The 24790-nt window shown below is 51.9% G+C and carries 31 protein-coding genes and 6 pseudogenes; 1 reads left to right on the forward strand and 36 read right to left on the reverse strand.

Annotation, left to right across the window (positions count from 1 at the left end; genetic code table 11):
* Window positions 1–357 precede the first annotated feature (357 nt).
* From ACTBDZ_RS05295 to ACTBDZ_RS05470, 36 genes and pseudogenes are all read right to left on the reverse strand, one after another.
* Window positions 358–726, reverse strand: a complete 369-nt coding sequence (locus ACTBDZ_RS05295; protein WP_438814524.1) for a phage tail assembly chaperone — start codon at window positions 724–726, stop codon at window positions 358–360.
* A gap of 2 nt (window positions 727–728) precedes the next feature.
* Entirely contained in the window at window positions 729–1133 is a 405-nt protein-coding gene (locus ACTBDZ_RS05300; protein WP_438814525.1) for a hypothetical protein, read from the reverse strand.
* 5 nt (window positions 1134–1138) lie between these two features.
* On the reverse strand, window positions 1139–2293 hold the full coding sequence (locus tag ACTBDZ_RS05305) for a DUF3383 family protein (RefSeq protein ID WP_438814526.1): 1155 nt from the start codon (window positions 2291–2293) through the stop codon (window positions 1139–1141).
* A gap of 8 nt (window positions 2294–2301) precedes the next feature.
* A complete protein-coding gene (locus ACTBDZ_RS05310; protein ID WP_438814527.1) occupies window positions 2302–2826 on the reverse strand; it encodes a phage neck terminator protein in 525 nt (174 codons plus the stop codon).
* Entirely contained in the window at window positions 2826–3245 is a 420-nt protein-coding gene (locus tag ACTBDZ_RS05315; protein WP_438814528.1) for a hypothetical protein, read from the reverse strand. The genes ACTBDZ_RS05310 and ACTBDZ_RS05315 overlap by 1 nt, the downstream gene beginning before the upstream one ends.
* 2 nt (window positions 3246–3247) lie before the next feature.
* Entirely contained in the window at window positions 3248–3835 is a 588-nt protein-coding gene (locus ACTBDZ_RS05320; protein ID WP_438814529.1) for a hypothetical protein, read from the reverse strand.
* Entirely contained in the window at window positions 3832–4242 is a 411-nt protein-coding gene (locus ACTBDZ_RS05325) for a DUF4054 domain-containing protein (protein ID WP_438814530.1), read from the reverse strand. The genes ACTBDZ_RS05320 and ACTBDZ_RS05325 overlap by 4 nt, the downstream gene beginning before the upstream one ends.
* 41 nt (window positions 4243–4283) lie before the next feature.
* Complete coding sequence (locus tag ACTBDZ_RS05330) at window positions 4284–4643, reverse strand: hypothetical protein (RefSeq protein ID WP_438814531.1); 360 nt, start codon at window positions 4641–4643, stop codon at window positions 4284–4286.
* A 5-nt stretch (window positions 4644–4648) separates the two neighbouring features.
* Window positions 4649–5584: a DUF2184 domain-containing protein gene (locus ACTBDZ_RS05335; RefSeq protein ID WP_438814532.1), complete on the reverse strand. Its 936-nt coding sequence runs from the start codon at window positions 5582–5584 to the stop codon at window positions 4649–4651.
* Between the two features lie 15 nt (window positions 5585–5599).
* Window positions 5600–6112, reverse strand: a complete 513-nt coding sequence (locus ACTBDZ_RS05340) for a structural cement protein Gp24 (RefSeq protein WP_438814533.1) — start codon at window positions 6110–6112, stop codon at window positions 5600–5602.
* Entirely contained in the window at window positions 6112–7299 is a 1188-nt protein-coding gene (locus ACTBDZ_RS05345) for a DUF2213 domain-containing protein (RefSeq protein WP_438814534.1), read from the reverse strand. Before ACTBDZ_RS05345 ends, ACTBDZ_RS05340 begins: the two co-directional genes overlap by 1 nt.
* Window positions 7300–7308: 9 nt before the next feature.
* On the reverse strand, window positions 7309–8142 hold the full coding sequence (locus ACTBDZ_RS05350; RefSeq protein ID WP_438814535.1) for a phage head morphogenesis protein: 834 nt from the start codon (window positions 8140–8142) through the stop codon (window positions 7309–7311).
* Window positions 8075–9466: a DUF1073 domain-containing protein gene (locus ACTBDZ_RS05355; RefSeq protein WP_438814536.1), complete on the reverse strand. Its 1392-nt coding sequence runs from the start codon at window positions 9464–9466 to the stop codon at window positions 8075–8077. Before ACTBDZ_RS05355 ends, ACTBDZ_RS05350 begins: the two co-directional genes overlap by 68 nt.
* Before the next feature lie 2 nt (window positions 9467–9468).
* Window positions 9469–11109, reverse strand: a complete 1641-nt coding sequence (gene terL, locus ACTBDZ_RS05360) for a phage terminase large subunit (protein ID WP_438814537.1) — start codon at window positions 11107–11109, stop codon at window positions 9469–9471.
* Window positions 11110–11340: 231 nt separating this feature from the next.
* Window positions 11341–12366, reverse strand: a complete 1026-nt coding sequence (locus ACTBDZ_RS05365) for a terminase small subunit (protein WP_438814538.1) — start codon at window positions 12364–12366, stop codon at window positions 11341–11343.
* A gap of 2 nt (window positions 12367–12368) precedes the next feature.
* Window positions 12369–12626 (reverse strand): Rz1-like lysis system protein LysC, encoded by a 258-nt coding sequence (gene lysC / locus ACTBDZ_RS05370; RefSeq protein ID WP_438814551.1) that lies wholly within the window; start codon window positions 12624–12626, stop codon window positions 12369–12371.
* Entirely contained in the window at window positions 12526–12894 is a 369-nt protein-coding gene (locus ACTBDZ_RS05375) for a hypothetical protein (RefSeq protein WP_438814554.1), read from the reverse strand. The genes lysC and ACTBDZ_RS05375 overlap by 101 nt, the downstream gene beginning before the upstream one ends.
* Complete coding sequence (locus tag ACTBDZ_RS05380; RefSeq protein WP_438814552.1) at window positions 12891–13418, reverse strand: lysozyme; 528 nt, start codon at window positions 13416–13418, stop codon at window positions 12891–12893. Before ACTBDZ_RS05380 ends, ACTBDZ_RS05375 begins: the two co-directional genes overlap by 4 nt.
* 72 nt (window positions 13419–13490) lie before the next feature.
* Window positions 13491–13673: pseudogene (locus tag ACTBDZ_RS05385) on the reverse strand (holin); the annotation flags it as partial.
* 358 nt (window positions 13674–14031) lie between these two features.
* Window positions 14032–14634, reverse strand: coding sequence for a hypothetical protein (locus tag ACTBDZ_RS05390; RefSeq protein WP_438814539.1), 603 nt, complete (start codon window positions 14632–14634; stop codon window positions 14032–14034).
* Between the two features lie 44 nt (window positions 14635–14678).
* Window positions 14679–14987 (reverse strand): RusA family crossover junction endodeoxyribonuclease, encoded by a 309-nt coding sequence (locus ACTBDZ_RS05395; RefSeq protein WP_438814540.1) that lies wholly within the window; start codon window positions 14985–14987, stop codon window positions 14679–14681.
* Window positions 14984–15268 (reverse strand): hypothetical protein, encoded by a 285-nt coding sequence (locus tag ACTBDZ_RS05400; protein ID WP_438814541.1) that lies wholly within the window; start codon window positions 15266–15268, stop codon window positions 14984–14986. Before ACTBDZ_RS05400 ends, ACTBDZ_RS05395 begins: the two co-directional genes overlap by 4 nt.
* On the reverse strand, window positions 15265–15861 hold the full coding sequence (locus ACTBDZ_RS05405; protein ID WP_438814542.1) for a DUF1367 family protein: 597 nt from the start codon (window positions 15859–15861) through the stop codon (window positions 15265–15267). The genes ACTBDZ_RS05400 and ACTBDZ_RS05405 overlap by 4 nt, the downstream gene beginning before the upstream one ends.
* Window positions 15862–15966: 105 nt before the next feature.
* Entirely contained in the window at window positions 15967–16386 is a 420-nt protein-coding gene (locus ACTBDZ_RS05410) for a hypothetical protein (protein WP_438814543.1), read from the reverse strand.
* A pseudogene (locus ACTBDZ_RS05415) lies at window positions 16383–16763 on the reverse strand (DNA cytosine methyltransferase); the annotation flags it as partial. The pseudogene ACTBDZ_RS05415 and the gene ACTBDZ_RS05410, both read right to left, overlap by 4 nt.
* Window positions 16747–17557 (reverse strand): annotated as a pseudogene (gene istA, locus ACTBDZ_RS05420) (IS21 family transposase); the annotation flags it as partial. The pseudogenes ACTBDZ_RS05415 and istA, both read right to left, overlap by 17 nt.
* Before the next feature lie 62 nt (window positions 17558–17619).
* Window positions 17620–17880, reverse strand: a pseudogene (locus ACTBDZ_RS05425) (DNA cytosine methyltransferase); the annotation flags it as partial.
* A gap of 93 nt (window positions 17881–17973) precedes the next feature.
* A pseudogene (locus ACTBDZ_RS05430) lies at window positions 17974–18342 on the reverse strand (DNA cytosine methyltransferase); the annotation flags it as partial.
* Between the two features lie 266 nt (window positions 18343–18608).
* Window positions 18609–19091: pseudogene (locus ACTBDZ_RS05435) on the reverse strand (class I SAM-dependent methyltransferase); the annotation flags it as partial.
* Between the two features lie 319 nt (window positions 19092–19410).
* Entirely contained in the window at window positions 19411–19728 is a 318-nt protein-coding gene (locus ACTBDZ_RS05440; RefSeq protein ID WP_438814544.1) for a hypothetical protein, read from the reverse strand.
* Window positions 19729–19884: 156 nt separating this feature from the next.
* Window positions 19885–20589, reverse strand: a complete 705-nt coding sequence (locus ACTBDZ_RS05445) for a hypothetical protein (protein WP_438814545.1) — start codon at window positions 20587–20589, stop codon at window positions 19885–19887.
* A 21-nt stretch (window positions 20590–20610) separates the two neighbouring features.
* Complete coding sequence (locus ACTBDZ_RS05450; protein WP_438814553.1) at window positions 20611–21126, reverse strand: replication protein P; 516 nt, start codon at window positions 21124–21126, stop codon at window positions 20611–20613.
* Complete coding sequence (locus ACTBDZ_RS05455) at window positions 21062–22060, reverse strand: DnaT-like ssDNA-binding domain-containing protein (RefSeq protein ID WP_438814546.1); 999 nt, start codon at window positions 22058–22060, stop codon at window positions 21062–21064. Before ACTBDZ_RS05455 ends, ACTBDZ_RS05450 begins: the two co-directional genes overlap by 65 nt.
* Window positions 22060–22779 (reverse strand): DNA glycosylase AlkZ-like family protein, encoded by a 720-nt coding sequence (locus ACTBDZ_RS05460; RefSeq protein WP_438814547.1) that lies wholly within the window; start codon window positions 22777–22779, stop codon window positions 22060–22062. Before ACTBDZ_RS05460 ends, ACTBDZ_RS05455 begins: the two co-directional genes overlap by 1 nt.
* 374 nt (window positions 22780–23153) lie before the next feature.
* On the reverse strand, window positions 23154–23630 hold the full coding sequence (locus tag ACTBDZ_RS05465; RefSeq protein WP_438814548.1) for a toxin YdaT family protein: 477 nt from the start codon (window positions 23628–23630) through the stop codon (window positions 23154–23156).
* A 2-nt stretch (window positions 23631–23632) separates the two neighbouring features.
* Window positions 23633–23881, reverse strand: a complete 249-nt coding sequence (locus tag ACTBDZ_RS05470; protein ID WP_438814549.1) for a transcriptional regulator — start codon at window positions 23879–23881, stop codon at window positions 23633–23635.
* A gap of 74 nt (window positions 23882–23955) precedes the next feature.
* Here ACTBDZ_RS05470 and ACTBDZ_RS05475 point away from each other — a divergent pair, with 74 nt between their 5' ends.
* On the forward strand, window positions 23956–24675 hold the full coding sequence (locus tag ACTBDZ_RS05475; RefSeq protein ID WP_438814550.1) for a LexA family transcriptional regulator: 720 nt from the start codon (window positions 23956–23958) through the stop codon (window positions 24673–24675).
* The last annotated feature ends 115 nt before the right edge of the window (window positions 24676–24790 follow it).

The raw sequence follows: 24790 nt of genomic DNA on the forward strand, positions 1-24790 counted from the left end.
GATTGTTAGTATGAATCATGAGAGTTACCTCGTGTTTTGTATAAGGATTGGACACCCATATCAAAACCGGTAACTCTCAACCTTGCAAGGTCCAGTGTCAGATCAAGTCGCGACTAATACAGCTAATCTTGTGAATTAGCCCGGTTCGCCGGGCTTACCCTTTAATCTTTTCTCTAGCACGTTCCACGCTCTCGATCGCCGCCTCAATTACAGCGTGCATGGCCTGAACATCATCAATAGTGTACGTGCCATCAATCATATCTGACCATTTTGCCAATGGAGGGCAAGCGTCGCCCGCCCCCAGACACGGACGCCACAGAAACCAGTTTACTCCGCTATCGTCTCGCTCGTCGCTGTTTAGCTTGCGCCGTTTTCGCTCCCTGCGCTGAGCTGCCAGAAAGGGCCAATATTTTCCTTTAGCGAACGCCCCAGTAATAACAGGTAGTTTTGTACCTGATCTTGAAACAGGTTTTCAGCTACCGGAATATTGTCAGCACCGCGCACAATATTGCCGTTTTTGATGCACAGTTCCTTTAGGCGATTCAGCGACAATGCATCCATGCTGGCCAGCGCTACCGCCAGCCCCATATCTGATGCAGTCTCACCCAGCGCAGGGAGCACACCGTTTTTGGTGGCGATTTGTAGCATTTCGAGTTGGTCTTTTGCTGACGGCGTAGCGCCTGTGTACATCACACCATCAACTTCAATTTCAATACGACGTCCCATTATTAGGTTTCCTCACTATCTGCAAATTCGAAAATAAACGATTCGTCCGATACGCTAGTTTTACCACCGCGTGTCATAGAGCCACGATTTACCAGGATGCCGTCAAAACCCAGCACAGTTTCGGCGGTACCGGTTTGAAAAAAACTGAATGTGGCATCCACACCCGTTTTTTCTACCGCGAGAATCTGGCGCACCTGGTCAGAACCGGGGATCAGATTGATGGTCAGGCGCTTCGGTCGTGTCTGGCTGTCCAGTCGTACAGAAGTTTTCCCGATGCCGCGTTTTAACGTGGCGCGCGGCTCCAAATCCTCGATTGTGATCGGCGGATCGGTATCACCGAAGTCATCAATAGGGATGCCGAATACCGTCAGGTTGGCGCCGTCGGCACCATACCGTTTCATTGTCATTGTGGTTACTCCACGTTGATGTTGATTTCAGCAACGTGACCAGCACGCGCCAGAATAACTAGCAGGGATGTCGGTGGGTAAACGCGCGCTTTACGCTGTGCTGATGTCAGGCTGAGAACATCCTTAGGTGAGGATCGCAGCACAAAACCAAATTGCGCCACTTTCGTTTGACCATCATCGGGATCGACATACGAGCCAGTACCCAGCACGCCGTTATCGAAAAAGCGTTTACACGTAGCTGAGACAGCCGACAACAGGCCAGCATAATCACGCGGTGTCAGCGCACGCTTAGAACCGGCATTCGCGATGTAATTGTAACCGCCCACCTGAATGTGGTTTTTCAGCACATCAAGATTGACTACATCATCAATAAATTCACCGTAGGACGACATCGATTTGCTGTTGATGACTCGGCTGTTGTCCGTTGAACCGGCCAATTCAATCTGAGTGAAAAATACCGCGTTTTTCGCTTTCAGTGCGTTGTAGGCGCTGGTGGTCAAATCGTCACCTCTTACGCCGGGCAAGACCTGATATTCACCAGTAATAGCCGTATTGATGCCTGTCGGCCGGAATTTGTGGAATGCCGCCGCCAGCTGCACCATAGCGTATGCCTGTGATGCTTCAGCGGTAACGGACGCCGCTGATTTGTATCCTGCGAATACATGTCGGTTACCTTTCGATTTCAGGGTGGAAATCACATCATTAGTAACGTTCTGGTCAATGATGTTATCTGCGCTAAAGGTGAACCATAGCGGGTGGCTTGCGGCATCCGACCAGTCCGATAAATCCGGCAGAATTGCCGCTGTCACATCGGCGTTCTTGAGGAAGTAGTGATAGCGCCAGATGCGATCATTCGCGCTGTTGATGATTTCCAGCAGCGTATCGGTCGCGTTCTTCATCCACACGGTAATGGTTGGCGGTTTCGGGATGTTCGCGAAATAGCGGGTTGCAATACGGTAAATGTCACTGTCCGTTTTAAAATCAGCAGCAACATCAGTTACGGAGATGTAATCGCGGAACGTATCAACCGCGAATGTCACTCCAGCAACCAGATCCGCCGCATCAGCAAACACTATCGCGCTGGAAAAATCAGCATATCCCAGCCCTGCTGGTTTTAGCAGTAGATTGATCGGGATAATGTTATCAACTGGATAGGCCATCGGGATGTTTACCCCTCATTGGTAAATTGAACGTCAAACCCTGCGGCGCGCAGTAGTTCGTAAGAAATGGTTTGCTCAATGAAAAGATGAATATCAGCTTGCCAGCGCGGCTGTATACCTGCCTGCAAAATTCCGGTGAGGTTCCGGCATGTGCTGACGTTGCGCCAGGCTATTTCATTGCGGTAAAGGAATTCACTGACGGGCTGGCGGAAATTGGCATTATGCAACCGCATAATTGCGGTATCTGCCCCCTCATTGAGGATGTTCACGGATAAAATGAACTCCATCGATGTGGCGACGGTTTCGCGCAAATCCTGCCACTGTTCAAGATCGGGATCAGCTTCTGCTGTCGCTGTAGTTAATTCTCGCCGCCGCTGCGACCAGCCGTATGCGCGGATGGGGATGGGTTTATAGGTGGCATACAGGCCGGTTGGCGCGTCTCGCCCCTGATCGGCGAGAATTACCGTTTCAACACCGGATGTCAGCGATACCAACTGCTGAAATACACCGTACAGATCGTCGATGCTCTCCATTACCCCTTACCTCGGTAGCGCTCAACGACAGCGCGGCAGAAATTGCGCCACGGCCGGTTATCGCACGACATCACCCGCCACTGACGCACTGTCTGCCCGTCGCTGAAATCCAGCAGGTCGGCGAACTTGCCATTATCGTCCGGGTAGAGGTAATTAACGCCGTCGTTGATATGCACCACCCGCGCGTCCTGTGGATTAGTCGTGCCGCCAATTCCCATCAGCATCTGCATGTCTTTCCACTTTGCTGGCTGGACGTTGACGCGCGTTAGCGGGATTGTTTCACCTGGTTGCTGCTCCCAGCGTCCACCGGGTCCGGTATAGTCACCGGCACCAGCGCGAATGATCCGCACACCACCATCAATGGGGGAATTAAACGTCGAATCGACATGGCCTTTCATGTCCAGACCGTTACCGAACATCGTCAATCCTCCACAACGTACGTGATGGTGCCGGCGAGGGTACCGTGATTTATCAGCGGGGTGGACGATCCCTTTTGGCGTACGGTGGAAGGGGCATTGGCTGGTTCTATTCCGGCTTTAATCGCCTCTCGGCAGTACCCAACAGCCTTTTCACCAATCGCATCTAACATCTGAAATGCAGTGATTTCACCACGAGTCACAGCGCCAGTAAGAGAACGAAAAGCCTTTTTGATATTGTCCTGATTCTGACGAAGTGGAACGCGAAGAAACGATCGCTCAGGAATGTTGATGGTGTGCGGACCGGTAACACCCAGTTGCATAAGCCCCTCACCGCCTTTCATGAACCGCACCTTTCCTGCTACTGCATCTTTTTCATTACGGTAGCCGTAACTGGTGCCGCCAGGATGGCGGATAGTGCCGCCGAACTCATTCACCGCACCAATAACAACCAGCGGCGTACCATCCTCGCTATTACCAGAGCCAGCGGGTAGGCCAACCAACACCCGTCGCTTTGCCATTACGCGATCCTGAATCTGCTGGAGCTTCTGCGCGATTTTGTTTCCGCCGCGAACCTCTGCATTGAGTTTCATATCATTACCCCGCCTGTTCCCGCACGGCGACGCAGGCGCATGAACTCCACGCCGTATGTCGTCAGCGGCAAATCACCGTTAATCGCCAGGTCATCCATCGTCACGGATGGCACAGCAAACGATGTTGATTCATCCCCAACAGACTTACCGGAAATCGCATATGCCGCGCCGACATCACCACCAGCAGAGCGCTGACGCATAACCAGACGATGTGCAGCAAACGCAAACATGCCGCGTTTTTTGATGCTGGCCACCGGCCCATTTGGATATCGCCCCCAGCGTTTGCCGGTTTCCGCATCACCCTCAGCAAGTGCGGTAATTACCCCCGGATCCGGCCACGCTGTTTCGTCGCTGAATTCGGGGTAATAGGCACGAAAATCAACAACGATTTGCGTAGTGATTTCCATTATTACCCCCATAAAGCAAAACCCCGCCAGATTGACGGGGTTTATTCTGTTGCGACGGCGTCACCGCCAGAGTCCGGCTTGTTTGCCAGTGCCTCATCGATGGCCCGTTGCAGAGTCTCCGCGCTGGCCGCTGAAGGGGCTTTTTTCCCTAACAGCTCCTCATACTGCTCACGTAGCGCGGTTTTGTCTGGTTCACCGCCAGAGTCCGGCTTGTTTGCCAGTAGTGGCTTGATATCGGCTTCATCATGCTCGGCGCGAATCATGCCTGACTTAACAAACAGATGCTCACGAAAATCCCCAGATACCAGCGCAGAGTGCCCGCGCTGGATAGTAACGCGCTGCCCGATGGCCGCATCAGTGACGGTTACCGGCGCAGTGTGTAAATTGTGTAATTCAGCCATCTTACTTATACCCCATCAACATAGTGACCAGCTTTCGGGATGCGCCACTCAGTACCACCGGTGCGCAGAATTGCCGGAACCTTAAAATTCACATTATCTGCCGTGGCCGGAGCCAGGAAACGCAGTGGCATAACGTCGTGACCTTTAACGATACGGATCTCTTTCTTGTACACCGCCATGCGATCCGCGCCAGCGACACCCGCTCCTTTCAGCAGAATGTCATCTTCAAACGTGACATCAGGGAAGTTAGTACGCAAGAACTGCAACAGCGTTACGTTTGACGCGTTCTGAGTAGACAGCAGTGTACGCGCCAGCAACTGGAATTGTGCAGGCGGCAGCACAAACGTATTTGGCCGATGAACGGTTAGCGTATTATCCAAATACACGGTGTTGTACGCGTTACCGAAGAAATCAATAATCGGTTGCGTACCGTTCGTCGGAATAGCGGCCACCAGCGCAACAAGGGGCGATGCCGCCACTTCAACTGATACATTCGGACTTGTATATAGCCCCTCGCCTACGCCTTTATCGCCCAACAGGTAGATTTTATTCAGTCCCTGCTCAACGACATCACGTACTGCCTGACCGCGCTCTGCATCCAGATTGACGTTGTTCAGCATCGCGAATCCGATCTCTTCAATCGAATACGTGTAGCCAAGCGCCGCCGTAGTGATGTCTTTGAAGCCTTGCGACATTGCAATATCAACAGTCTGCACATCAGTAGAGTTTGGACCGAATAATTGCAATTCACCGCGTGAATCGATAGAGCGGAACATCACCGCCTGCGCCCAATCGGGTGCGCTGTTGTCCAATGGCAGCAATGTGCCGTATTTGAACTGCGGGTACTCGATGCGGTAGATCTCCGATTCGATATGCGCAGCCTGGTTCACCAAGAATGACAGCGCCGAAACTGGGCTGACGTCAAATACGCTCTTTGGCATGTCAATTTTCCTTTATTAAGCGCTTACGTTCAGAATACCGTCAACGCGGATTTCACCCACTTCACCGGCAGTAACCGCATCAACCCATTTAACCTGGTTGAGCACCAGTAAACCCGCACCAGCACCTACTGTCAGCCGCCCCTGATTTTCGCCTGCCGTCAGAATGACGCTCACGGGCTCACCCGCCTCGGCACCATCAATACACAGTGCAAACATGCCACCACGACGCAAAACGGATGCGACGCTATAGACGGCATAGCCTGTGACGTAATTTGCAGGGTTGGCGGGCGGGGTTGGACTGGATGTAGCCATTGAGCGAACAGAGAAACCGATGATATCGGCAGCGGTCGTTGCCGTACCAACTGGCGCACAACTACGTTTCTCGGTACCACGAATTACAGCGCGCCCAAACTGTACCAGCGCCGTTTCCACTTTTCGGGACACAACTTCAACAACATCCGTCGTCGAAATCTGCCCCTCATACGCCTTACCGCGATAAAGCGAAAAACTATCTTGAGCAATACCCATTATTTGTCCCCCTGAATGCCGTAACGCTTATCAAGCCATGACTGACGAACGCTATCGCGTGTTGCCTGCCCACCACTCGATTTGGCGCGATTCATGTCGCGAGTGAAGCCGTCAAGAGAATCGTTAGAACTTTTATTCTCTTCCTCTTCTTCATCCTCGTTTTCACGACTTTCCTCTTCCGCGTCAAAGTAAGCCGTAACATACGCATCAGGGGCTTTGTCCCACGAATCGTACTTACGGCACTTAATCCCTGCGGCATCCAGCGCAGTGCGCTTGATTTTCAGCGGTTCGAGTGAATCACAGGAGAATTTCTCACCCGCGATTTTCGCAGCGGAATCACGGACAGACACAACCTCAGCGATAAGCCTGGAAATCGAATCTTCGGAGGTTTTCTCCTTCAATTGTTCGATCTCTTCATCTTTTGCGTCGGATTTGGCTTTTTCCTTTTCCAACTCCTCTTCAGTCTGGTCTTTCGCCGCCTCGGCTTTTTCTTTCTCTTCCTCGGCATCCTTTACGCGCTTTTTCAGACTGTCAAAGCTGGCCTGAATCAGTTGGGCGGTTGCCTCTTCTGCAACCGTCGCGTGGACGCCAGAATCCAGCACAACTTTAAATGGCATGGGGTTTTCTCCCGTCGGTTTAGCATCGAATAGTCGCGCCTTGAGGCCAGCGCGAGCCTGGTCACATAACGCGATGTGATTAATTTTGATGTCACGTTGAATGAATTCGTATGGCGTACCATCCGGCGCGGTGCCGGGCGTTTCGTCATACTCGGATGTATAACCGGCTGACAGTTCAGCTTTACCAGCGTCGATCTCATTGATGGCGTGCTGGTCTTTAATCAGCAAATCAACGACGACAAAATCACCATCCTGCCGACCGGGCGATATTGCATGTCCGGCCGTCACCTCCTTGAACGTAGTGGAATCCACCAGGTCATCGGGGTGATCGATAGTGACGTCCATGTTGTCGTAGCTCTCGAGGCTACTGAGTTTAAAAACCTCCTCAGGTGGGCGATAAACATTAACGATCTGACCGGGTGGCCTGTCCGTTAGCCCCAGTTCGGACGCCAGATATTGCTGGATACCGACGCGAGCAACCCGCCCGGGGACTTTTAAATAGCCTTCGGGGGTAATTTCTCGCTGGGATGGAACGGGAAACGCCACGCGGTCACGAATAGTGATCCGCATGATTAATCCTTAGTAGTCGAGACCTTTGATTTGTGGAATGGCGTGGCAGCGACACCCAATGTGCGCCCTGCCGGGGAAGAGGTCAGTTTGACCGTTATATTTCGCCCCGCGTGACCAGAGATAAACGCCAGCACCCATGCCAACATCTATCCGTGAGATAGCGAAACACGATATTTTGGCGAGTGGATATTTCCCAGCAGGGTTGCCGGAAACTCGCACGTCTTGTGACTTTGACCAGCGAAAGCGGATGTCAGCCTGAATTTTTGCCGTCTGGTCACGCGCTATCAGATGTGCGCGGTTGTATGCGGTTCCCGTGCTGTGTTGCAGATTACGAACAATTGTTGTAAGTGAATCGCCGCGCAGGATGCCGTCAAACACCTGCATCTGGATATCTTCGAAATAATCAGATGACAGCGATTTGATTAGCGCAACATTGCTCTCTATTGACGCATCGACATAATCAACCAGATTTTCGTTAACCATCAGCGCAGTCATGTCGATGCCGATGGCGCGGTTTATCTGCTCGACAAACGCCTCGGAACTGGCCGACTCAGCACGACTAACAACGCGTTGAGATAGTCTCTCAGCGTTGCGCTGAAACACCGTATTCATGAATCGCTCTGACGCCTGCCGAGTGGCCTCTTTCAGAATGTCAGTGAGGTAACTGTCTGCCGTGTAGTTTCGGCGCAGTACCGGCACTAACGCCTCATCAACCGCCTGTGCCATCTGCCGGACAATATCGCGCAGTTGTGCCCGGTAAAATTTCTCCGCGTCGTCATTCGGCTTGATTGGACGGATCGGAGCTCGGCGGCGTATTGGCGTTTTCGCCAACAGCGTTTGCAAGTTCTCCAAGTTTGAATTGGTAATCACCGTCCCGTTCTGCCTTTTCGTCGGCTTCGAGGTGGGTAATATCAGATTCATCGATACCATAAACGCCTTGCTCCATTAACTTACGGGCCAACTGCGACGGCCTAACAACGCGTTGCTGTAGGCGAATATCATCAGCCTGCGCATCTGCCAGTCGCTGAGCCGACAATTCGGTATCAGTGGGCTGCGCCAACGGTGCGAACTCGAAATCAAGGCCATCAGGCATGGATCCCAGCGTTGAACGGATCAGCACTTCATCAATGCGTTTTAAGAACGGACGATACTGCGATTCCTGCCCACCTCGAATGGTGTTGTAATAGTTGTTCATGTCGCCCTGCCCGCTATCGCCCAACCCCTTCGCTTGAATGCCAAACAAGCGCGTCATAGGGATGCCCGCCGCACCAGAGGTCCACTCCATGAGTGCGTTTAGGATTTCACCAAGCCCACCGAACGAAATTTGTTTACGCTCAAAGGCCTCCTTCGTATCCAGTAGAGCCAGGCGGTAAAGCGATTTCATCATGCCAAAGATGTTGTATCGTCTGGCAATGGTGTCATCCATATCACCCGAGGCTAAGTCATTTGACAGATTTTCCCGGTTGATAACATCAATGTTTGCCTCTTGAATTAACGCGGCCACGCCACTTTTAGCGGAAACGGCGTCTTTAACGTCCTCTAAGCAACGACGTAAACGGCTATCATCCCACCCACCATTCACCATCCGTAAACGCATAGGAAGCGGCGCACCGGGAGCTTTTACAAAATGACTGTAATGGATCTGCTGAGTGCCACCGTTTACGACAAAATAATCCGGCAGCATGTAATTTTCGGCCAACGGGTTAGTAACGTTAAACGACTGACCGTTGATGAACATGCGATCGAGCACCAGCAAGCGCTTTAACGAACCTTGCTTGATTTTCTCCACTTTGAGAGGTTTATTGAAGGGCTGGTCGGTGATCATCAGCACACCAGCACCACCATACACGCCAGCCCATTTAAACGCATCCTGCGTCACGGACTGAACGTTATAGCGCTTCTCTGCTTCACGAATGGCAGTCGCATCATCAGAGGCAAACTCCCTCCATTCACGGGTTGAATCATCTACCGGAATATCAATGATGGAGCGGGCGATCCAGTTCTCTATGTAGGCGGCTTCCAGCTCCGCAAAATCCTGCATCATGCCAAACATGAAGCGGTTGAAGCTTCTACGATCCCGTTCCGTTCGCATGCCGGTCATCATGTTAGCCAGACCATCATTGCTAACTCTGATCCTGGGCTTTCCGCCGTATTTACTCTCGGTCATCGTTAAACCCATCCCCACCCGGCACCAGCGCCGGAAATTAATTCGATCTCGATCGCGTCCATGAACGTGTCGAGAATGTCATCGTTTTTGTGGCTGTCATCTGCGGAGAAATCCGCGCATTCCGCGAGTGCCGGCATAACCCAATCAGTTCGTGCGGCCACGGTTCCATCGGAGTAATACACCTGGTCGATTCGCTGGCCGTCATCGGTTAGCAATGCGGGGATGAATACTGTCCCCGTCTTGATTTGAGGAACCGTATTCAGGCATCGAATTAACTTGTTTTGCCCTGCGCCGCGCGGGATTTCCAGAACGGGGAGTGATTTGCGTTTTTTCAGCGTGGTGATCAGGCCTTGCCCTGCCTGCTTGTCCTCAATCCCCATGTGACGTAATGGCGCGGGTCGTTTGCGGTCAAATGGTCGCCATTTCTCCCACAGCTCAATCGCCGTTTTTAACAGGTCTTCTGGGTCCCACTTCCCGCGAACGCTGTCGATGATGTAGAGGTTTCCGTCAATACCCATGCCCACCAGCGTAAAAACGGTGTAGTCGTTGAAATCTTCGACCTTACCCGAGTTGGTATCGACATAGACGGCGCGGTGCGTGAGCTGCGGCAGATGCGTGTAACGCTTGAACCAGTCGGTATCAATCAATCCGCCAGTGAGTGCACGCGGGCGCTGCATGTACTGAGACAGGAACGTGTATTCATCACGCTCCCATAGAAGCATCAAATCGCCGACGTATTCATTTACAGGCCAGTACGACCAGTAGCGAACGCCACCGACAACGACGCTCTCAGTGTTCTTAACAGAGAACCAACACAGCGACCGCCACGGCTCCGGCAGCGAATCGATGTACTCTTCGCTAACCAACGCAGGAATTGTGACGTGATGGAAATCAACACCCATTCCACCCGCGAGCATGAAGCCGGTTGCGTCGTTGGTATGTAATCGCTGCTGAATGCTAACGAACGGCGACGGATGATCTTTCGATTTATCGCCTCGGCGTGAGCGAATCGTATTCACTAACAGGCGGTTGGCATTATCACGTTTGGTACCGGAAAACATATCTTCCGGTTTGTTATAGTCATCGAGACAAACGAAACCGGAAAAGTCGAGGCCGGGATAACCACCACGACCACCGGTTATCTGCCCACCACTGGATCGAGAGACTGTTTCACCGATAGTACGCCCTCGGCCATTGATGACCTGCCATTCCTCAGCCTGATTTACGCCGAACTTACACGGCCATAGCGATTGGTATTCAGGGCTCGCGATAATGTCACGCGTGCGGCGTGAGTTACGTTTTACTAGCGTGTCAGCAAATGAAATATTGAGATTACGGAATCGCCTGAGCTTTTCCGTTTGCACCAGCATGTTGATATAAGCTGGTAGGTGGACAGAAACGAACTCGGTTTTTGTACCGCCCGGAGGGACGTTAATGATCAGGTTTCGGGGCTGCAACCTGCCAGCCACCAGGTCATCAATTTTGCTGGCCATCATTTTATGATGCCAGTTCACCAGCAGGCGATCGCCTTGCAGCATTTCAAACCAAATGCGGGTGAAATTCAGGAACGATTTTTCAGACCTGGATTTCAATGCTACCCGAGCGGGGAAATCCATATTTTCCCATTCGAGTAACTGTGACATTTTTCAATCCCAATTTTTGCCCGCTTTGAGGGCTATTTAACATATGGTCCTTTTGCGCACCACGCGATCGGCGCTCACACCAAAATCGCCACGAGAGCGTTAAAAGTGTTGGTTTTCTCGGTAATAAATTGGAGTTTTAGACAACAACATTTTGATAACAAAACGCCGCTATTACAGTTCGAGCAAAACGACAAATGAAACCGATTTTTCCCTGTGTTTCCTCTGGTACAGTCAATCCAAATCGGGCAGTTGATTTTCTAACGCTGCTTGTGCCTTTGCGTAATCCTCTGGCGTGTAATTCACCTGGTTGATCGGGCCGCCATCGGCACCTGTCAACTCAGTGCGGTTTTTCAGCATGCCAAGATGCTGAGCAACCATCTTAAGAGCATCATCCTGATTGCGGGTGATGACCTCCAGACCAAACTTACCTTCTTTCACGCCAGCATATAGCCGACGAGCAGCGCCGCGCAAATCTCGCGTATCATGAAAATACGACCTGCTAACACCCATACCGTTACAGCGTGGACATTCAGGATTTGGATCGAGCTGAGCATCAAAGCCATAGCCGCCATTGTCGCGCGGCGCAGGCTTTTTCTTTTCTTTAGCCTCGTCGGTAGCTTCATCGAACTCTACAACATCACGCCACTGATATTGAAAACCGAAGCCCCAGCAGTGGCGGCAGCACAGGCGACGCAACTCAGTAATCTGATTAACGTCAGCAGTTGCAATCTCCCACCACATTTTCAACACGTCATCCTGCGTGATCTGGGTGCGGCGTTCCCGCGCTTCCAGTGCGTCGCGGATAGCTCGGTTTACCTTTAAATTTCTATAAAGGATCGACGCGGCAGCGTAAGCCTGCTGCCCTTCACATTTGTACCCTGCCCGTTTGTATGCAACCACTCTGTTCATGTCGATCAGGTACTCATTCACGAACTTAGCCTGCATGTCATTAAGCCCGTACTCATCGGGGTTTAGCGTCCATTCAACAACAGCGTTTTCAATTGGCGATAGGATTGAATCAATTTGATTTTCAATTTGCCGAGTTGATTTTTTTGCGCACACTTTCGGTTGCGCAGTGCGCAATTTTTTCTGCGCAGTTTTTTGCGCACTCTGCGCAATGGTTGGCTTCTTAATATAACGACGGGCAGATGTGTAATTCAGTCCCTGCGCTTCACACCAGTCTTTGGGGGAAATGCCGGTTTTGGCATGATCGGACAGGAACCGTTGCTGAAGCTCGCCCCAGTCCGGTTTTGCCATGGTTATTTCCTTTCTTGGCGCAGGTCTTCTGTTTGCCGAATGCTTCGCTTGTCGGCGTTACACTTCTCGATAACGGTCAGCAGCACTTCATTCAGCTCTACGCTCTTTCCGTAGGGCATTTGATGAGGAATTCCCGGCGCTGGACAGTCCTGAAGTAGTTCAGCGGAGATCGGCACGACGGGTGACATTACGTATTCTCTCCGCGTGCTCTCGCAGCTTGCTAACGACATCATCAGAAACAGGCCAAATAGCACACTCATCAGTCGATAACTTTTTACGAATGTAAACCACGGCATTTTCCGACCGCCACTGTATCTGCTGTTTTTCATCAGCGTTAGCCCGAATAATAGCGTTGAATATGCGCATCGACTGGATCACATTTCCAGCGATGGTTTCAGCCTGCTGTTGTTTCCGCTCTGCTGCTTCGAGGTCTTTCGCTTTATCACTGTATTTATCGTGGTAGTAGTAGACACCGAATGACAGCGCAGAAATGAGGGCTGCGAGAGCCGCGTAAAAATATAGCTTCATGCGCCCAGCCCCCAGCACGAAAGCTCTGATTCCTGATCACGCCGCTCTATCTGCCCGTAACAGTTGTTGGCGCGGATACGGCAATCTTTGCCACCATCCCAAATCCAGCGCTTAATCTCTTTACAGGCACCAATCAGATCGCCTGCATTCAATTTGCGGTAGAACGTTGAGGTGAAGCAGTTACCGGGACCGATATTCCACGGGCAAAACGAAGCAATGCCAACTTTCTGAGGCTCGGTAAGCGGCACTTTAACGTTACGGTCCACCCAATCGAGCGCCTTTTGCTGTTCTGCGGCATCAATCTTTGCGCACTGCTCGGCGGTCAGCTTCATGCCCTTCACTACCGGCTTGCCGTCTACCCGCGTCACACCACCGCAAATCGTCCAGATACCGCCGCCGTCAGGATAGGCATTCGAACGCACGCCCTCTCTTTCAGTCTGGAATTGCGCCATCATGACAGGTGCTAATGCACCGGCAGCAATAAGCGCCAGCATTGCCGCACTGAGTTTGCTTGCTTTTGACATCACGCCCCCCCCTTTTTCCCTCAACTGGTATTCCTTTCTGCGGTAGTACCAGTTGATAGCAAAAGTGCCAATAGTGCAGACCATACCAACAATAATCGCCCAATCACCGAGCGTTAACCCGGCAACCTTATCTGCAAGCAACCATACGCTTTCTTTTGTTGATGCGGCGTAGGCTCTGGCAGACGCGCCAAGGCCCATTAAGCCCGTCCCGGTTCCGTATGAAAGCCTGCTGTAGATAGTGCTCATTCGTGTCATAACCTCAGCTCCCGGCAGGGATGGCGCTGTGTGATTTCAGGGAATAAAAAACCCCGACGAACGCCGAGGCTTAGAAACGAGAAAACCCGCACTGTTGGCGGGTTTCTGAATTTGTCTTTTTTTTTGCCGTTCGGCGCTATGACAGGGGTACTGATGCAATGCATCTCGCGAATACCCCTGTCGTATCGCCGGAAAGCAAAAACCCCGCATTGACGGGGCTTTCGAATTTGTCAGATTGTCGCTTCTCATCGCTGCCATCGTGGCGCAGCTCTGCCAAGTATGAATTGATTATCTGACTTTTTGGGTAGATTTCAATACATATCCAGAAAAATAGCACCAAAAGCTAAAAAACTTCTAATTACTGTTCAGACAAAAGCGTCCTGGCTGACAGGAACACCCTAGCTCTGAAAATTTGCAAACACCACTTAACGCGCTCCCTGGCCTTCTCCTGTGTTAACCACGGCGCGATCACCTGCAACTCACGGGTAATGTCCGAGATTTTTTTTCGAGTCGTATAATACTGAATGCCAACCAAATAGACGGGATCGCTCGCATCCAACGCCAGCAATACGCATTGCTCAACAAAATTGACATCATCATTATGAAGAGCCTCGTCAATTACACTGACGGGAGTCTGTGGCCAGAGAATGCTATGAGCCCGATTCATTGCCTGCTGCCCTCTAAGTCCTTCTTCTCGAGCCTGGTTCAGCGCAACAGTGAAGCGCTCCAACGCCTTATCTGACCAGTTGCGCCCTCTAAGCACATTCCAGCAGGCATGCCCTCTCGGCATCCGGGGTGCGGTTTTACCTCCCACACCTTCACCCCATGTAGTGAGCAATGATTTTATCCAGCCAGACTGGACGCTGGTTAATGGCGTAAACCTTCCCAGATAACTTTTACGCGGCGCAGTGGCTATAATTCCCAGTCCTGCATGATGCTGACGACGTTGGCGTGGGGTCACGCGGCCTCCTCAATAATAATTTGCCCAACCTCTCCCCATATTTTTTATACCCGACCATCCCAAACCCGGCTATCGTCATCGAAAATTGCATCGAGCAATGCTTTTTCCAGGTTGTCTTTGTCGGGTTTCTGCTGGTGGGGCATACCGTTCATTTCGGCGCGTCGTTTCTTGCTCCAGCTCGCGGGCATCGGCAACACAAACGTGACGTGCCAGCCGCTTTCCGGCAGCGTGATTTTGTTCAACCGGACTTCATCGCAGAATGCGCGGTACCGGAGTACCGGTGGACGCTTTTGCCATTTGTCACGTTGTGTTTGTCGTGGTTTACCAATGGGCGTGATGTTGTAGGTTTTCATGCGGGCACCACCAGGCCCATACGGGCAATCTGAATAACGGTTAGGACGATGGCGCGGTCCATAAGCTGACGGCGTTCCTCTCGAGTGAGGTTCTTGCCGTTGTCGATTTGCGTATGGCATGTAACGCAAAGCGCAGCGCTGGCGCAGTCATCAACTTTTATGCCAATGCCCTTCCCCTCGTTTCGATGCGCAACCTGCGTGCCCCAGGCACCGCACAGAACGCACTGTTGAATACTGCCCACGGCAGCCAACCATTTTTTGTTTCGGTAGGTGGTTCTCATGCCGCGAACTCCATCAACTGATATGCGGCGTTCTCTGCCTCTTGTGGCGAGCGGAATGATTTCGACAGGATCCAGCGCCACAGCACATCAAGTGCGGCGCGGTAGAGTTGCTGAAACTCGGTTTCGTCCATGCTGGCGAATGAGATACTTCGGGGATGGCGGCGCAAGGTGCCGTCAGGGAGTTGAATAGCGTCGTAGTGTCCTGCTTCGACTGTTACCCACGCCCGGTACGCGTCGAAAGATTTGCAGATGCTGATGCTGCCAACGCGCCGATCGGCAATACGCTCCAGATACTGTTCGGCAGCATCCAGCAATGCACCAGTGTTGCCGCCAAACGTCGCCAGAAATCTCGCGTACCCAGTAACCAGCCTGCGCTCGTTGGACGAGATAGCGCCGCCAGTTGGCTCCCAGTATTCAAAGCCGAGATTTAGCAGTGAGAAAAATTTTCGATGAAATGCGGGGTTGCGTACCTGCTTGAACTCGGCCACCAGCACAGCGCCGAGGCGTACTTTAGATTGCAAAAAATCGCTGGTCTCGGGCGTTGCCGGGATCAGGATTCCTGAGGAGTGTTTTATCAGTGATAATTGCGCCATTGGTTTCGCTCCAGTGGCGCAGCAGGTGCCGGGTGTTCAGGCCGACGTGGATATTATGGCGAACTGATTTTGAAAAATCAAAGCCGTTGTATTGGCGAGAAGCATTCAGAACGGTAGACATTGCTGACCGCCGCCCTGCTCTATCTTCAAACCATGTTGATACTTGTTCTGGTAACTGGCCCAGTGTGCACGACGGATGATCGATGCCTGCTCGTCAGTCATGCAGGGTTCAGGTATGGCACAGTCTTTCCGGTGTGGTGCCACGCGGATAGCTTTACCAACACGGTATATCGCTTCACAGATTGGGCAGTGGTCCGTTGAATCCATGCCGCTGCTCTGTTCGTGCCAGAAGATGTTTTCCTGCCAGGTTGCACAGGCTCGACACATAGGCGCGTCACAGGTATGCATCTTGCGCGGCATGCCTGTCATCATGCCGTTTTCATCCTCGTCAGCGTCATAGCCAAGAATACCATCGCATAACAGGGTTGCAGGTGCGCCACAGAACATGCAGTTTTGCTTTTTCATGCGGCCACTCCCTGACGTTCAACGCACATTTCCGGCAGATTTGCGCGTACCAGCGCCTCAGCGAATGGAGGCGGCACCGCATTGCCGCAGCGAGCGACCTGCTTGTCCTTGGCGTATTTCACACCACGATAGTCCTGGTCAATGATGTACCACTCGGGGAAACCTTGAGCGGCGTAAAGCTCATGCGGCTGTAACATACGCATGCCGATATCGACAATCTGATAATCAATACCCTCGACGGTGACCAGTCCAAATCGGTCGCGGCTGACAACGGTGTGCATTGGATCGTTGATATCAACGCCTTCTTTCTCGTTGCCGTAATATTTCAGCAGGAACGCCCTAACCTCGCCAAAATGGTTGCCGCCGGCCGTAACGGTTTGCAGTTTCAACGTCGACGGTGATCTCCATCGGGCGAAGACGTGTCATTAACGGGATGTAGAAGCTGTTGCGGGTATACTGCACCATTAGCTCCACCTTACCTTTAGTCTGTGCCCTGAAGGGGCGGCACAGCCGGGGAGAGAAGCCCATCTCTTTGCCGAACTGCCACAGGGAAGGATGGAAGCGATGCTGACCGGGCTGGTATGCATCGCGCTGCAATACCACCGTTTTCATATTGTCGTACAGCACTTCACGCGGCACGCCACCGAAGAAGCTGAACGCATTACGGTGACACGCTTCCAGCGTGTCGTATCGCATATTGTCGGTGAATTCGATGTACAGCATCCTGCTGTATCCCAGAACTGCAACGAACACATGAAGTGGTGATTTGCCATTACGCATGGTGCCCCAGTCAACCTGCATCTGCCGTCCGGGTTCTGTTTCGAAACGCACGACTGGCTCTGTTTGCTGAGGTATAGTTTGAGTGCGAATGAACTCCCTCAGGATTGTTAGCCCTCCACGGTAACCCAGCTCCATTATTTCTCTTGCGATAACCGTCGCCGGGATTTTATAGGGATGTGCATCGGTGAGCCGCTTACAGATGTAATCGCGATATTCATCTAGAAGAGAAGATGATGTCGGACGTGGTGAATACCGGGGCTTATCTGATTTGGCTTTCAGGTGCCGCCGGACAGTGTTGCGCGAAAGGCCGAGTTCCTTTGCGATAGCCCGGATGCTCATCCCCCCGCTTGTGCAGAACTTTAATTTCCATACGAATCTCAAAAGTGATCATAAGCTCCTCTGTATTCAGAGGAGCAGATTAACCCCTGGATCAGTTTTGCACCGTTGGTAACACCATGTGACGGCTTTCCCATCGCAACGCATCACCATGAAAAAGCGTTTGCGGATGGTCGGCGCGCCATAATCACAGGCACGCAACTCGCGGTAATCAACGTTATACCCCAGTCCGCGAACCAACTGCTGTCCTCGCGCGCTGTTCTGCTCAATACCCAGTAATTCACATGCTTCGGCCAGTGCGGGATGATCTGCTGGAATCCCACCAGACAGCATGCCGCAGAATGCTTCGAACGTTTCTCCTGAACGGGCTGGATCTGGATAGCTACGCTCTGGATAAACAGGTCCAACGAACGTAGCCACTAGTTTTTTCGGTAAGTCTGGCTTCGAAGGTTCGGTGATTAATGGTCCCTATGTTTTAAACTCTCCGACATTCTCCAGCATCATCACACGCGGTCGCACTGCCAGTGCCCAGCGCAACACAATCCACGCCAGACCGCGAATATCTTTGCTCACCGGCTTACTGCCCTTGGCTTTAGAAAAGTGGCGACAATCAGGACTAAACCATGCCAACTTCACCGGACGGCCAGCGGTCGCTGTAACTGGATCGATATCAAACACCGATTCGCAATAGTGCAGCGTATCCGGGTGATTCGTGGTGTGCATGGCGATCGCGTTCGGGTCGTGGTTAATTGCAATATCAACGCTGCGACCAATTGCCATCTCGATCCCGGTAGAAGCTCCGCCGCCACCAGCAAAGTTATCAACAATGATTTCTCTCACGCGTAATTCCCCATGGCGTTGGCCAGCGAACGGGCAGCCTTGATGATTTCCGGTACCGGCATTTTTTCCAGCCACATGCGGTTGATATGTAAGCGGCGCTGGTGGTGCGCTGGTAATTCTCCGGTGCTTTCAACCTGTGAATAGACCATTTCAACTTCAGCTGGCCATACGGTTTCGGGAACGTCCACCAACAGTATCGCTTCAAGTTCGACAAGGCGACGTGTGGCATATTGCAAAAGCGCTACGGCACCATCATCCGCCTCAGGTTCAGTACTGTCTTTGAGAAAGCAGATCCAGTGCGTATCAGAGCGCTTGCCGGATTTATGTCCTACCACTGGCAAATGCTCAGTCAGAGCTAAAATCTGGCTTACAGGGATGTGAGTTTCGTTCCACTTGAACACCAAGGTGCACGATGGGCGTAGAACACGAAATGCCTCGCTAAATCCAGCGCGTAGATCATCACGCCACGTTTCCTTGTCCAGCACACCGTACTTGGCGCGCATGTAACTATCGTCACCAGCACGGGCCAGATGCGGCGGATCGAATACCACCGGGCTAAATACATCATTGGCAAACGGCAGCGCGCGAAAATCAGCGATAACGTCAGGCGCGATTTCCAGCGTCCGACCATCGCAAAGCGTGTGCGTTTCCTTTCGAATGTCGCTAAATACAGCGCGGGGATCGGTTTTATCAAACCAGAAAGCGCGGCCACCGCAGGCCATATCCAAAATCTGAGCGGCATTAGTCATACACTCGCCCTCCGCCTCGTTGACTCGAGCATCCGGTTAACCTTGTGAAGCAGCTCGACGGCGAACACCTCAGGGTCTTTTGGGCTGCTGATGACCACGGCCGCTTGCACTGGCCCCACTTTAGGCTGAACCGGTGCTATCTGGTAGCGGTAATTGCCAGGCTTCCCTACACGACTCAACACTCCGAATTTTACCAAGCGGTACAGCGTCCCTGATGTGCAACGTGCATCATGACCAAGCGCAGCAATGTGTCTTGACACGCCAAGGCAGCTATCGCATTTGCCGTCTGAGAAATACTCGGTGACGATCTTTTGTAGGCTCATGCGTCACCGTCCTTGCACCGCGGAGCGGCGGCATTCCCGTAACCCGCGTAAGGCTCCACACCCACGAAGGAATCCAGTGCTGCAATGTCGTCGGCGTTTGTCACCGCGTATTCGACTGATTTGTCGTCGTAAGTGGTGCGATTTTTCTGCACCTTCCAGCCCGAGGGCACATAGGGGCAACGGCGGAACTTCACTCCATCCCCTCCGGTGACATACCAAATACGGAAGAAGCCGGTGCGCGGCCCGCTATAGCTGCCGCCTTCGTTCTTTTCAGCGCCTTCCGCGACGCATCGCCATTTACGTTGATTAGTCATTCTTCGTCTCCTTGGCTCATGGCACCTCGGCACGCGTTCCAGATATCAGCCGCTAACTTGCATTCGTCCTTGTCGAGCTGGAATGCCACCCCGTGCGGTAGGCGGATGCTGGCAATGATTTGGATGTTGTCCGGAGTGGCTTCCTCCGGAACCAGCTTAACTGGAGCAGACTGGAGCAGACTGGATCATTGCGGCGCGGCAAGCGCTAAGCGCTTTGAGTGCGTCGAAAGCGAGATTTTCCCACTCTCCGGTGTCCACGTAACTTCCATCAAGAATCTCCTGTTCGCGCAGATGGAATAGCCTTTCTGTGAGCTCATCCGGCACCGTGTAAGGCTGGCTTGCGGCTGGAGTGTAGCCATCAAGCACAAAGCGCAGCATAGCTACCGCAGCACGATGAGTTAGCAGGTTTGTGCCAGTTCGGCCCGTAGTTCCGTCAGGAATTTCATTGTCCGGTACAGGCCATTGGATAAAGCGGTTTGCCAGTTCATTGAAATCTACTGGCTGGCTTACAGCTTGCGGAACGGGATTGGTAAATAACTTAATCTTCCTGACAGGTGGCGAGACATTGCATTTTCCAACCCAATAATCAGCGTCAGATTCAAGCATGTGCAGACGTGGGAATGAGGCATCACCATCACGAACTGTGGCCCATGCAAAAGCCTGTGTCGATTGCCCCCCCCCCTGCTCTGCCAGTTGTGCGCGGAGTGATTTAACTTCTGCAATTATGCTCATGATATCGCCAGACTCATTCGCGTAATCACCGTCGCCAAATTGCTCTTGAATCTGTTTGTCGTCAGCAAAAGAGGCGAATAACTCATTCAAGCGTTCTGCGCTAACAATTTCATTCGTCAAAGTTTTCATTGGTCATAACTCGATTGTTGGTTAAATCAGCCCTGCTGCCTTGCGGCGCAGGAATTCTGCGTGCATTTGCTGCGCGGGTGTTGGCCCACCCGGATGTTTTGGTGCTGCGAGTTGGCGACGGATCGGTGGGATGCTCAACCCATTACCAACATGCTTAACCCACTTCGTCAGCAGGCGTTCTGCCAACCGTTCCAACTCACTGTTTGTCATGCGCTTATCTACTCCAGCGCGACGCATTTCGATGCAGATGTGATACAGCACAGGCTGACGCCACGGGAATTCCGTGCTGCTCGAGTAACGGTAAGACTCGTTGCGCCAGCGCTTGTATTCCGCCATCACGTCGGCAACATTGAGCCCAAACGGATTAGCGCCGCACTCCGCCACCAGCGAAATAAACTCAGCCAAATCCGGTGGCCACGAATTTCCCGATGAACATCGTGTTAGGCAACCAGTGATAACTTTGGCAACCTGGTCATTCGTCAGGTGGCCAATCGCCGCTATCCAGGCTGGTGATGGTTCCGCCCCGTTCTTGGTTATCCAGCGGTCCGTGTAAATCTCGATCATCGCCTCCCACAATCCGTCCAGCATCAGTTCCGTAGCGCCGGGATTTAGCTTCGCGGAATTTCTGCATTGCGCGAGATTCACCACTGCTGGTGGTCTGTTGTGTTCTTGCATTTGAACCTCCGGTTGGTTTTATTTGCGATTGCTGACGCCGTTCGTACAGAACGCTGTCTGCAAATTTTTGTTCCCACTGGACGTGGTTAAATACTTTGCCCTCATTCCCCCAGTACGTCGTGAATGCTGCCAGTTCCTGAGGTGAGTACCCTGGTGGTGGCCCGGCGATCACCCTGCCCCATAGCGCCGCCCTTTGTTGAAAATCGGCTGATGGTACCCAACCGTCGTACAGCGAGAATTTGCCGATCGGGATATCTACGCCGTCCAGATAGCATGGTGGAACTTGCTCGGGTGGTGAATTCTCTTCGAAAACGCCATTGCCTAAATTTTCTCCACCGCCAGAGAGAGGGGTTTTATCTTTTACTTCTTCTTCTCTTTCTTCTTCTGGTAACGCTTTTTGAAACGCTCCTGTAACGCTCTCAGCGTTACTTTTTTTGCCTTTTTCTCGGTGTTCTGTAACGCGTCTGTTTGCAAGCATCCGTTTTTTCGATGATTTCCCGTTATGGCGATCAAAGTTAGGAAATACCAATGTGCTGCCCTCAACCTTCAACCACCCAACCTGTAGCAGTGCGTCTGCAAATCCGTGCAAAAATGCGATACGGTCGATAGCGTTTTTTGTAACGCTTGCAGCGTTACCATTTGCGTTACCGTCAATCGTTTGTTGGTCGGCCCATGCCCAAATACGGATCAGTTTTCCCAACACTGAATCAGGGTCGATGCTCAATATTTCGGCCAATCGGTGAACCTCCGGTTTATCCGGCGTTATCACCTCAACCTTGATCCATTCGTAAGCCATCAGAACTCCTCGAGCGTTTTTCTGAATTTACTCAGTTCACGCAGCGCACCACGGCACCGCTCCAACTGCGCCAGACGAGCTTTTGTGCGGCGAATTTCTTTTGCCAATGCTCCGGGCGTAGGAAGCTGCATGCTGGCCGATAGCTTAGCTTTAAGTGATGGGATGGCCTTCACAAACGCATCATCACGTTCCGCCTGTTTGTTTTCAGGTTTGGCGACAGTCGCGGGTTTGGCCGTGATTACGGGTGGGAGTATTACTTCCACCTGAGAGCGCTCTTCTGCCTCTGGCGCGCCTTTCTTCTCGGGCATGCAGTAGCAGAACCGACCGTTTACTGCCTGGCGAACAATGCGGCCGCGATTGGTTGCCATGGCCAGCGTCGAGGCAATTTTTCGGGAAGTTGTTCCCGTAAGGCGCGCCAGTTCGTCAGCAGTCAGTGGACCTTTGTCGGAAATCGTGCGAATCAAACCATCAGCCGTTATTGTTGCCTTTGAACTGGCTGGTGCCGCTGGCGTTGGCTTCTCGCTCCTGGCAGGTGGTGCAAGTGGTTTGGTTACACTTCCTGCGAGTTGCCACATGCCATTAACCTGACATACCTGGTCACGCTCTTCGTGCTCGCGCAGCATGTCCCGCATTTCGCGCACATCAATTTTCATGCGCGCTGCAATCTCTCGCGCAGTGGCTTTCCCCATCGCTTTGATGACATCCAGTAAGGTTTCCATCTGTAACCCCTTTCGTAATGTTGATTGGTCAAAACTCGTTACCTGCCACGCTGTGCAGCGGGCTTCGCTTTCTTTGGTTTTTCGCTGCTGTACTTCTCAGCCCATAACCGCCCTTCTCGCAGGCAGTCATCAATCATTCGACCTTTGCCGCTGGCCTGAGATACGCGGCGGTAATACTCCAGCGCCTTGTCTACCCCCCCTGAGCGATACCGGGCGAGTAGCCCTTTTTCAGCAAATCCGCATGGACGTGCTTTGCTATAAACTCTTGGTGATTCATTGGTCAAAACTCGATTAAAAACACTGCCCCAATACAGCCGATACACTGCTTAGTACCGGCCCCCAGCTATCCGGCGGCATCAAACGCATTAAGGGACTCAATGCCCTCCCTCACCTCTTTTTCCAGAACGTGCCGCGCCCAGCAGTTTCGCCTGATGTGCGTCGGAACACTCTTTCATTGCGGCGGCCACCAACTCCGGGTCTGTCTTGCCCTTTTCCAGCCCGAATTGGCGCGCTATCTCGATGGGCATAACGTCGGCAATAACCGGCGCCAGCTGCGCGATATATCCGGCATAGCGTTTGGAATTGAACGGGTTATCAAGCCAGCGAAACAGGTTCTGCTTGTTGTTACGCGCAGAGTCCCCTAATTGCAGACCACGACCGCCGCGGCGCCGCCATTCATCAACCACCAGCTGCGCGATAGTTTCCTGTGTTTTACCCGGCAGCGTCTCTTGCCACATGCTTACAGCGTCACGAACAGCAGCATGTGCCGCAACTGACTGGCGTGATTGATTTCGGGATTTCAATACCCCGGAGTTGATGTAGATATCATCCTGATAAGAAATTGTTTGCATAGTTAGGCTTCCTGTTCCTTGGGTAGGCCATCGGTTGGGTTTGGATAGAGATCGGGGCGTAGTTCATGTGGTGTTACTTCCCATCCGCCGAGTAAACACAATGGCAATACGCGATCGGCGGGAACCTGATTATTTATGATCCAGTTCGCTACCGACTGCACAGATTTGAAATCGAACGCTCGTGCCACTGAAGAAATAGACCCAGCAGCCCGAACGGCATGTTCAGTGATGTTTTTATGTTGAGTAGCCATTTTTCCCTCGCTAGCTAATTACGAGATTAAAAAAATACTACTTAAAGTAGGTTTTTGCAACTACAAAAATAGAGATGAAAAATACAATGGGGATGCGTAATCTTCTACTTATGGTAGAAGAAAATAAATATCAGGATTTTGCCGATCGCCTTAATGCCTTAATGACAAAGAAGGATATTAAGATCGGCGAGTTACAAAAAGTTAGTGGCGTGTCTTATGAAATGGCGCGACGTTATACCTTGGGTATCGCAAAACCACGACAAGATAAAATGCTGAAAATGGCTAATTATTTTGATGTCTCAGTTGCATTTTTAGATCATGGGGTTGGAGATGAGCGCAGGGAGCGCGAGCCCGTAGACCTGATTACCTATCGTGTCGAAGTGCTAGATGTTCACGCTAGCGCAGGTCCTGGGGTTGTCATCCTAGGGGATTTCATTGAAACCGTTACAGCGATCGAATACACAACAGAACAGGCGCGGATTCTTTTTGGTGGGCGACCACAAGAGGTGATAAAAGTTATCACTATAGATGGCGACAGTATGCAGGGAACCATTGACCCGGGTGATCAGGTATTCGTAGATACCTCAATTAATTCGCTCTCAGGGGATGGAATTTACATTTTTGTTTACGGAGATACTCTGCACATAAAGCGACTGCAAATGCAGGGGGAACGACTGGCGGTTCTATCTGATAACAAAAAATACGAAACATGGTATCTCGACAATACCAATGAGTACAAACTACACATAATGGCAAAAGTTCTTTTAGGTCAATCCATTAAATATCTGTATTAGTCGCGACTTGATCTGACACTGGACCTTGCAAGGTTGAGAGTTACCGGTTTTGATATGGGTGTCCAATCCTTATACAAAACACGAGGTAACTCTCATGATTCATACTAACAATCCC

It is taken from the genome of Symbiopectobacterium sp. (assembly GCF_051710365.1).
GTDB lineage: Bacteria > Pseudomonadota > Gammaproteobacteria > Enterobacterales > Enterobacteriaceae > Symbiopectobacterium.

Bases quoted from the DNA above. Each gene is read 5' to 3' on its own strand.
- ACTBDZ_RS05295 (WP_438814524.1), bottom strand. From the start codon at position 726: ATGGGACGTCGTATTGAAATTGAAGTTGATGGTGTGATGTACACAGGC.
- ACTBDZ_RS05300 (WP_438814525.1), bottom strand. From the start codon at position 1,133: ATGACAATGAAACGGTATGGTGCCGACGGCGCCAACCTGACGGTATTC.
- ACTBDZ_RS05305 (WP_438814526.1), bottom strand. From the start codon at position 2,293: ATGGCCTATCCAGTTGATAACATTATCCCGATCAATCTACTGCTAAAA.
- ACTBDZ_RS05310 (WP_438814527.1), bottom strand. From the start codon at position 2,826: ATGGAGAGCATCGACGATCTGTACGGTGTATTTCAGCAGTTGGTATCG.
- ACTBDZ_RS05315 (WP_438814528.1), bottom strand. From the start codon at position 3,245: ATGTTCGGTAACGGTCTGGACATGAAAGGCCATGTCGATTCGACGTTT.
- ACTBDZ_RS05320 (WP_438814529.1), bottom strand. From the start codon at position 3,835: ATGAAACTCAATGCAGAGGTTCGCGGCGGAAACAAAATCGCGCAGAAG.
- ACTBDZ_RS05325 (WP_438814530.1), bottom strand. From the start codon at position 4,242: ATGGAAATCACTACGCAAATCGTTGTTGATTTTCGTGCCTATTACCCC.
- ACTBDZ_RS05330 (WP_438814531.1), bottom strand. From the start codon at position 4,643: ATGGCTGAATTACACAATTTACACACTGCGCCGGTAACCGTCACTGAT.
- ACTBDZ_RS05335 (WP_438814532.1), bottom strand. From the start codon at position 5,584: ATGCCAAAGAGCGTATTTGACGTCAGCCCAGTTTCGGCGCTGTCATTC.
- ACTBDZ_RS05340 (WP_438814533.1), bottom strand. From the start codon at position 6,112: ATGGGTATTGCTCAAGATAGTTTTTCGCTTTATCGCGGTAAGGCGTAT.
- ACTBDZ_RS05345 (WP_438814534.1), bottom strand. From the start codon at position 7,299: ATGCGGATCACTATTCGTGACCGCGTGGCGTTTCCCGTTCCATCCCAG.
- ACTBDZ_RS05355 (WP_438814536.1), bottom strand. From the start codon at position 9,466: ATGACCGAGAGTAAATACGGCGGAAAGCCCAGGATCAGAGTTAGCAAT.
- terL (WP_438814537.1), bottom strand. From the start codon at position 11,109: ATGTCACAGTTACTCGAATGGGAAAATATGGATTTCCCCGCTCGGGTA.
- ACTBDZ_RS05365 (WP_438814538.1), bottom strand. From the start codon at position 12,366: ATGGCAAAACCGGACTGGGGCGAGCTTCAGCAACGGTTCCTGTCCGAT.
- lysC (WP_438814551.1), bottom strand. From the start codon at position 12,626: ATGAGTGTGCTATTTGGCCTGTTTCTGATGATGTCGTTAGCAAGCTGC.
- ACTBDZ_RS05375 (WP_438814554.1), bottom strand. From the start codon at position 12,894: ATGAAGCTATATTTTTACGCGGCTCTCGCAGCCCTCATTTCTGCGCTG.
- ACTBDZ_RS05380 (WP_438814552.1), bottom strand. From the start codon at position 13,418: ATGTCAAAAGCAAGCAAACTCAGTGCGGCAATGCTGGCGCTTATTGCT.
- ACTBDZ_RS05395 (WP_438814540.1), bottom strand. From the start codon at position 14,987: ATGAAAACCTACAACATCACGCCCATTGGTAAACCACGACAAACACAA.
- ACTBDZ_RS05400 (WP_438814541.1), bottom strand. From the start codon at position 15,268: ATGAGAACCACCTACCGAAACAAAAAATGGTTGGCTGCCGTGGGCAGT.
- ACTBDZ_RS05405 (WP_438814542.1), bottom strand. From the start codon at position 15,861: ATGGCGCAATTATCACTGATAAAACACTCCTCAGGAATCCTGATCCCG.
- ACTBDZ_RS05410 (WP_438814543.1), bottom strand. From the start codon at position 16,386: ATGAAAAAGCAAAACTGCATGTTCTGTGGCGCACCTGCAACCCTGTTA.
- ACTBDZ_RS05440 (WP_438814544.1), bottom strand. From the start codon at position 19,728: ATGACTAATCAACGTAAATGGCGATGCGTCGCGGAAGGCGCTGAAAAG.
- ACTBDZ_RS05445 (WP_438814545.1), bottom strand. From the start codon at position 20,589: ATGAAAACTTTGACGAATGAAATTGTTAGCGCAGAACGCTTGAATGAG.
- ACTBDZ_RS05455 (WP_438814546.1), bottom strand. From the start codon at position 22,060: ATGGCTTACGAATGGATCAAGGTTGAGGTGATAACGCCGGATAAACCG.
- ACTBDZ_RS05460 (WP_438814547.1), bottom strand. From the start codon at position 22,779: ATGGAAACCTTACTGGATGTCATCAAAGCGATGGGGAAAGCCACTGCG.
- ACTBDZ_RS05465 (WP_438814548.1), bottom strand. From the start codon at position 23,630: ATGCAAACAATTTCTTATCAGGATGATATCTACATCAACTCCGGGGTA.
- ACTBDZ_RS05470 (WP_438814549.1), bottom strand. From the start codon at position 23,881: ATGGCTACTCAACATAAAAACATCACTGAACATGCCGTTCGGGCTGCT.
- ACTBDZ_RS05475 (WP_438814550.1), top strand. From the start codon at position 23,956: ATGAAAAATACAATGGGGATGCGTAATCTTCTACTTATGGTAGAAGAA.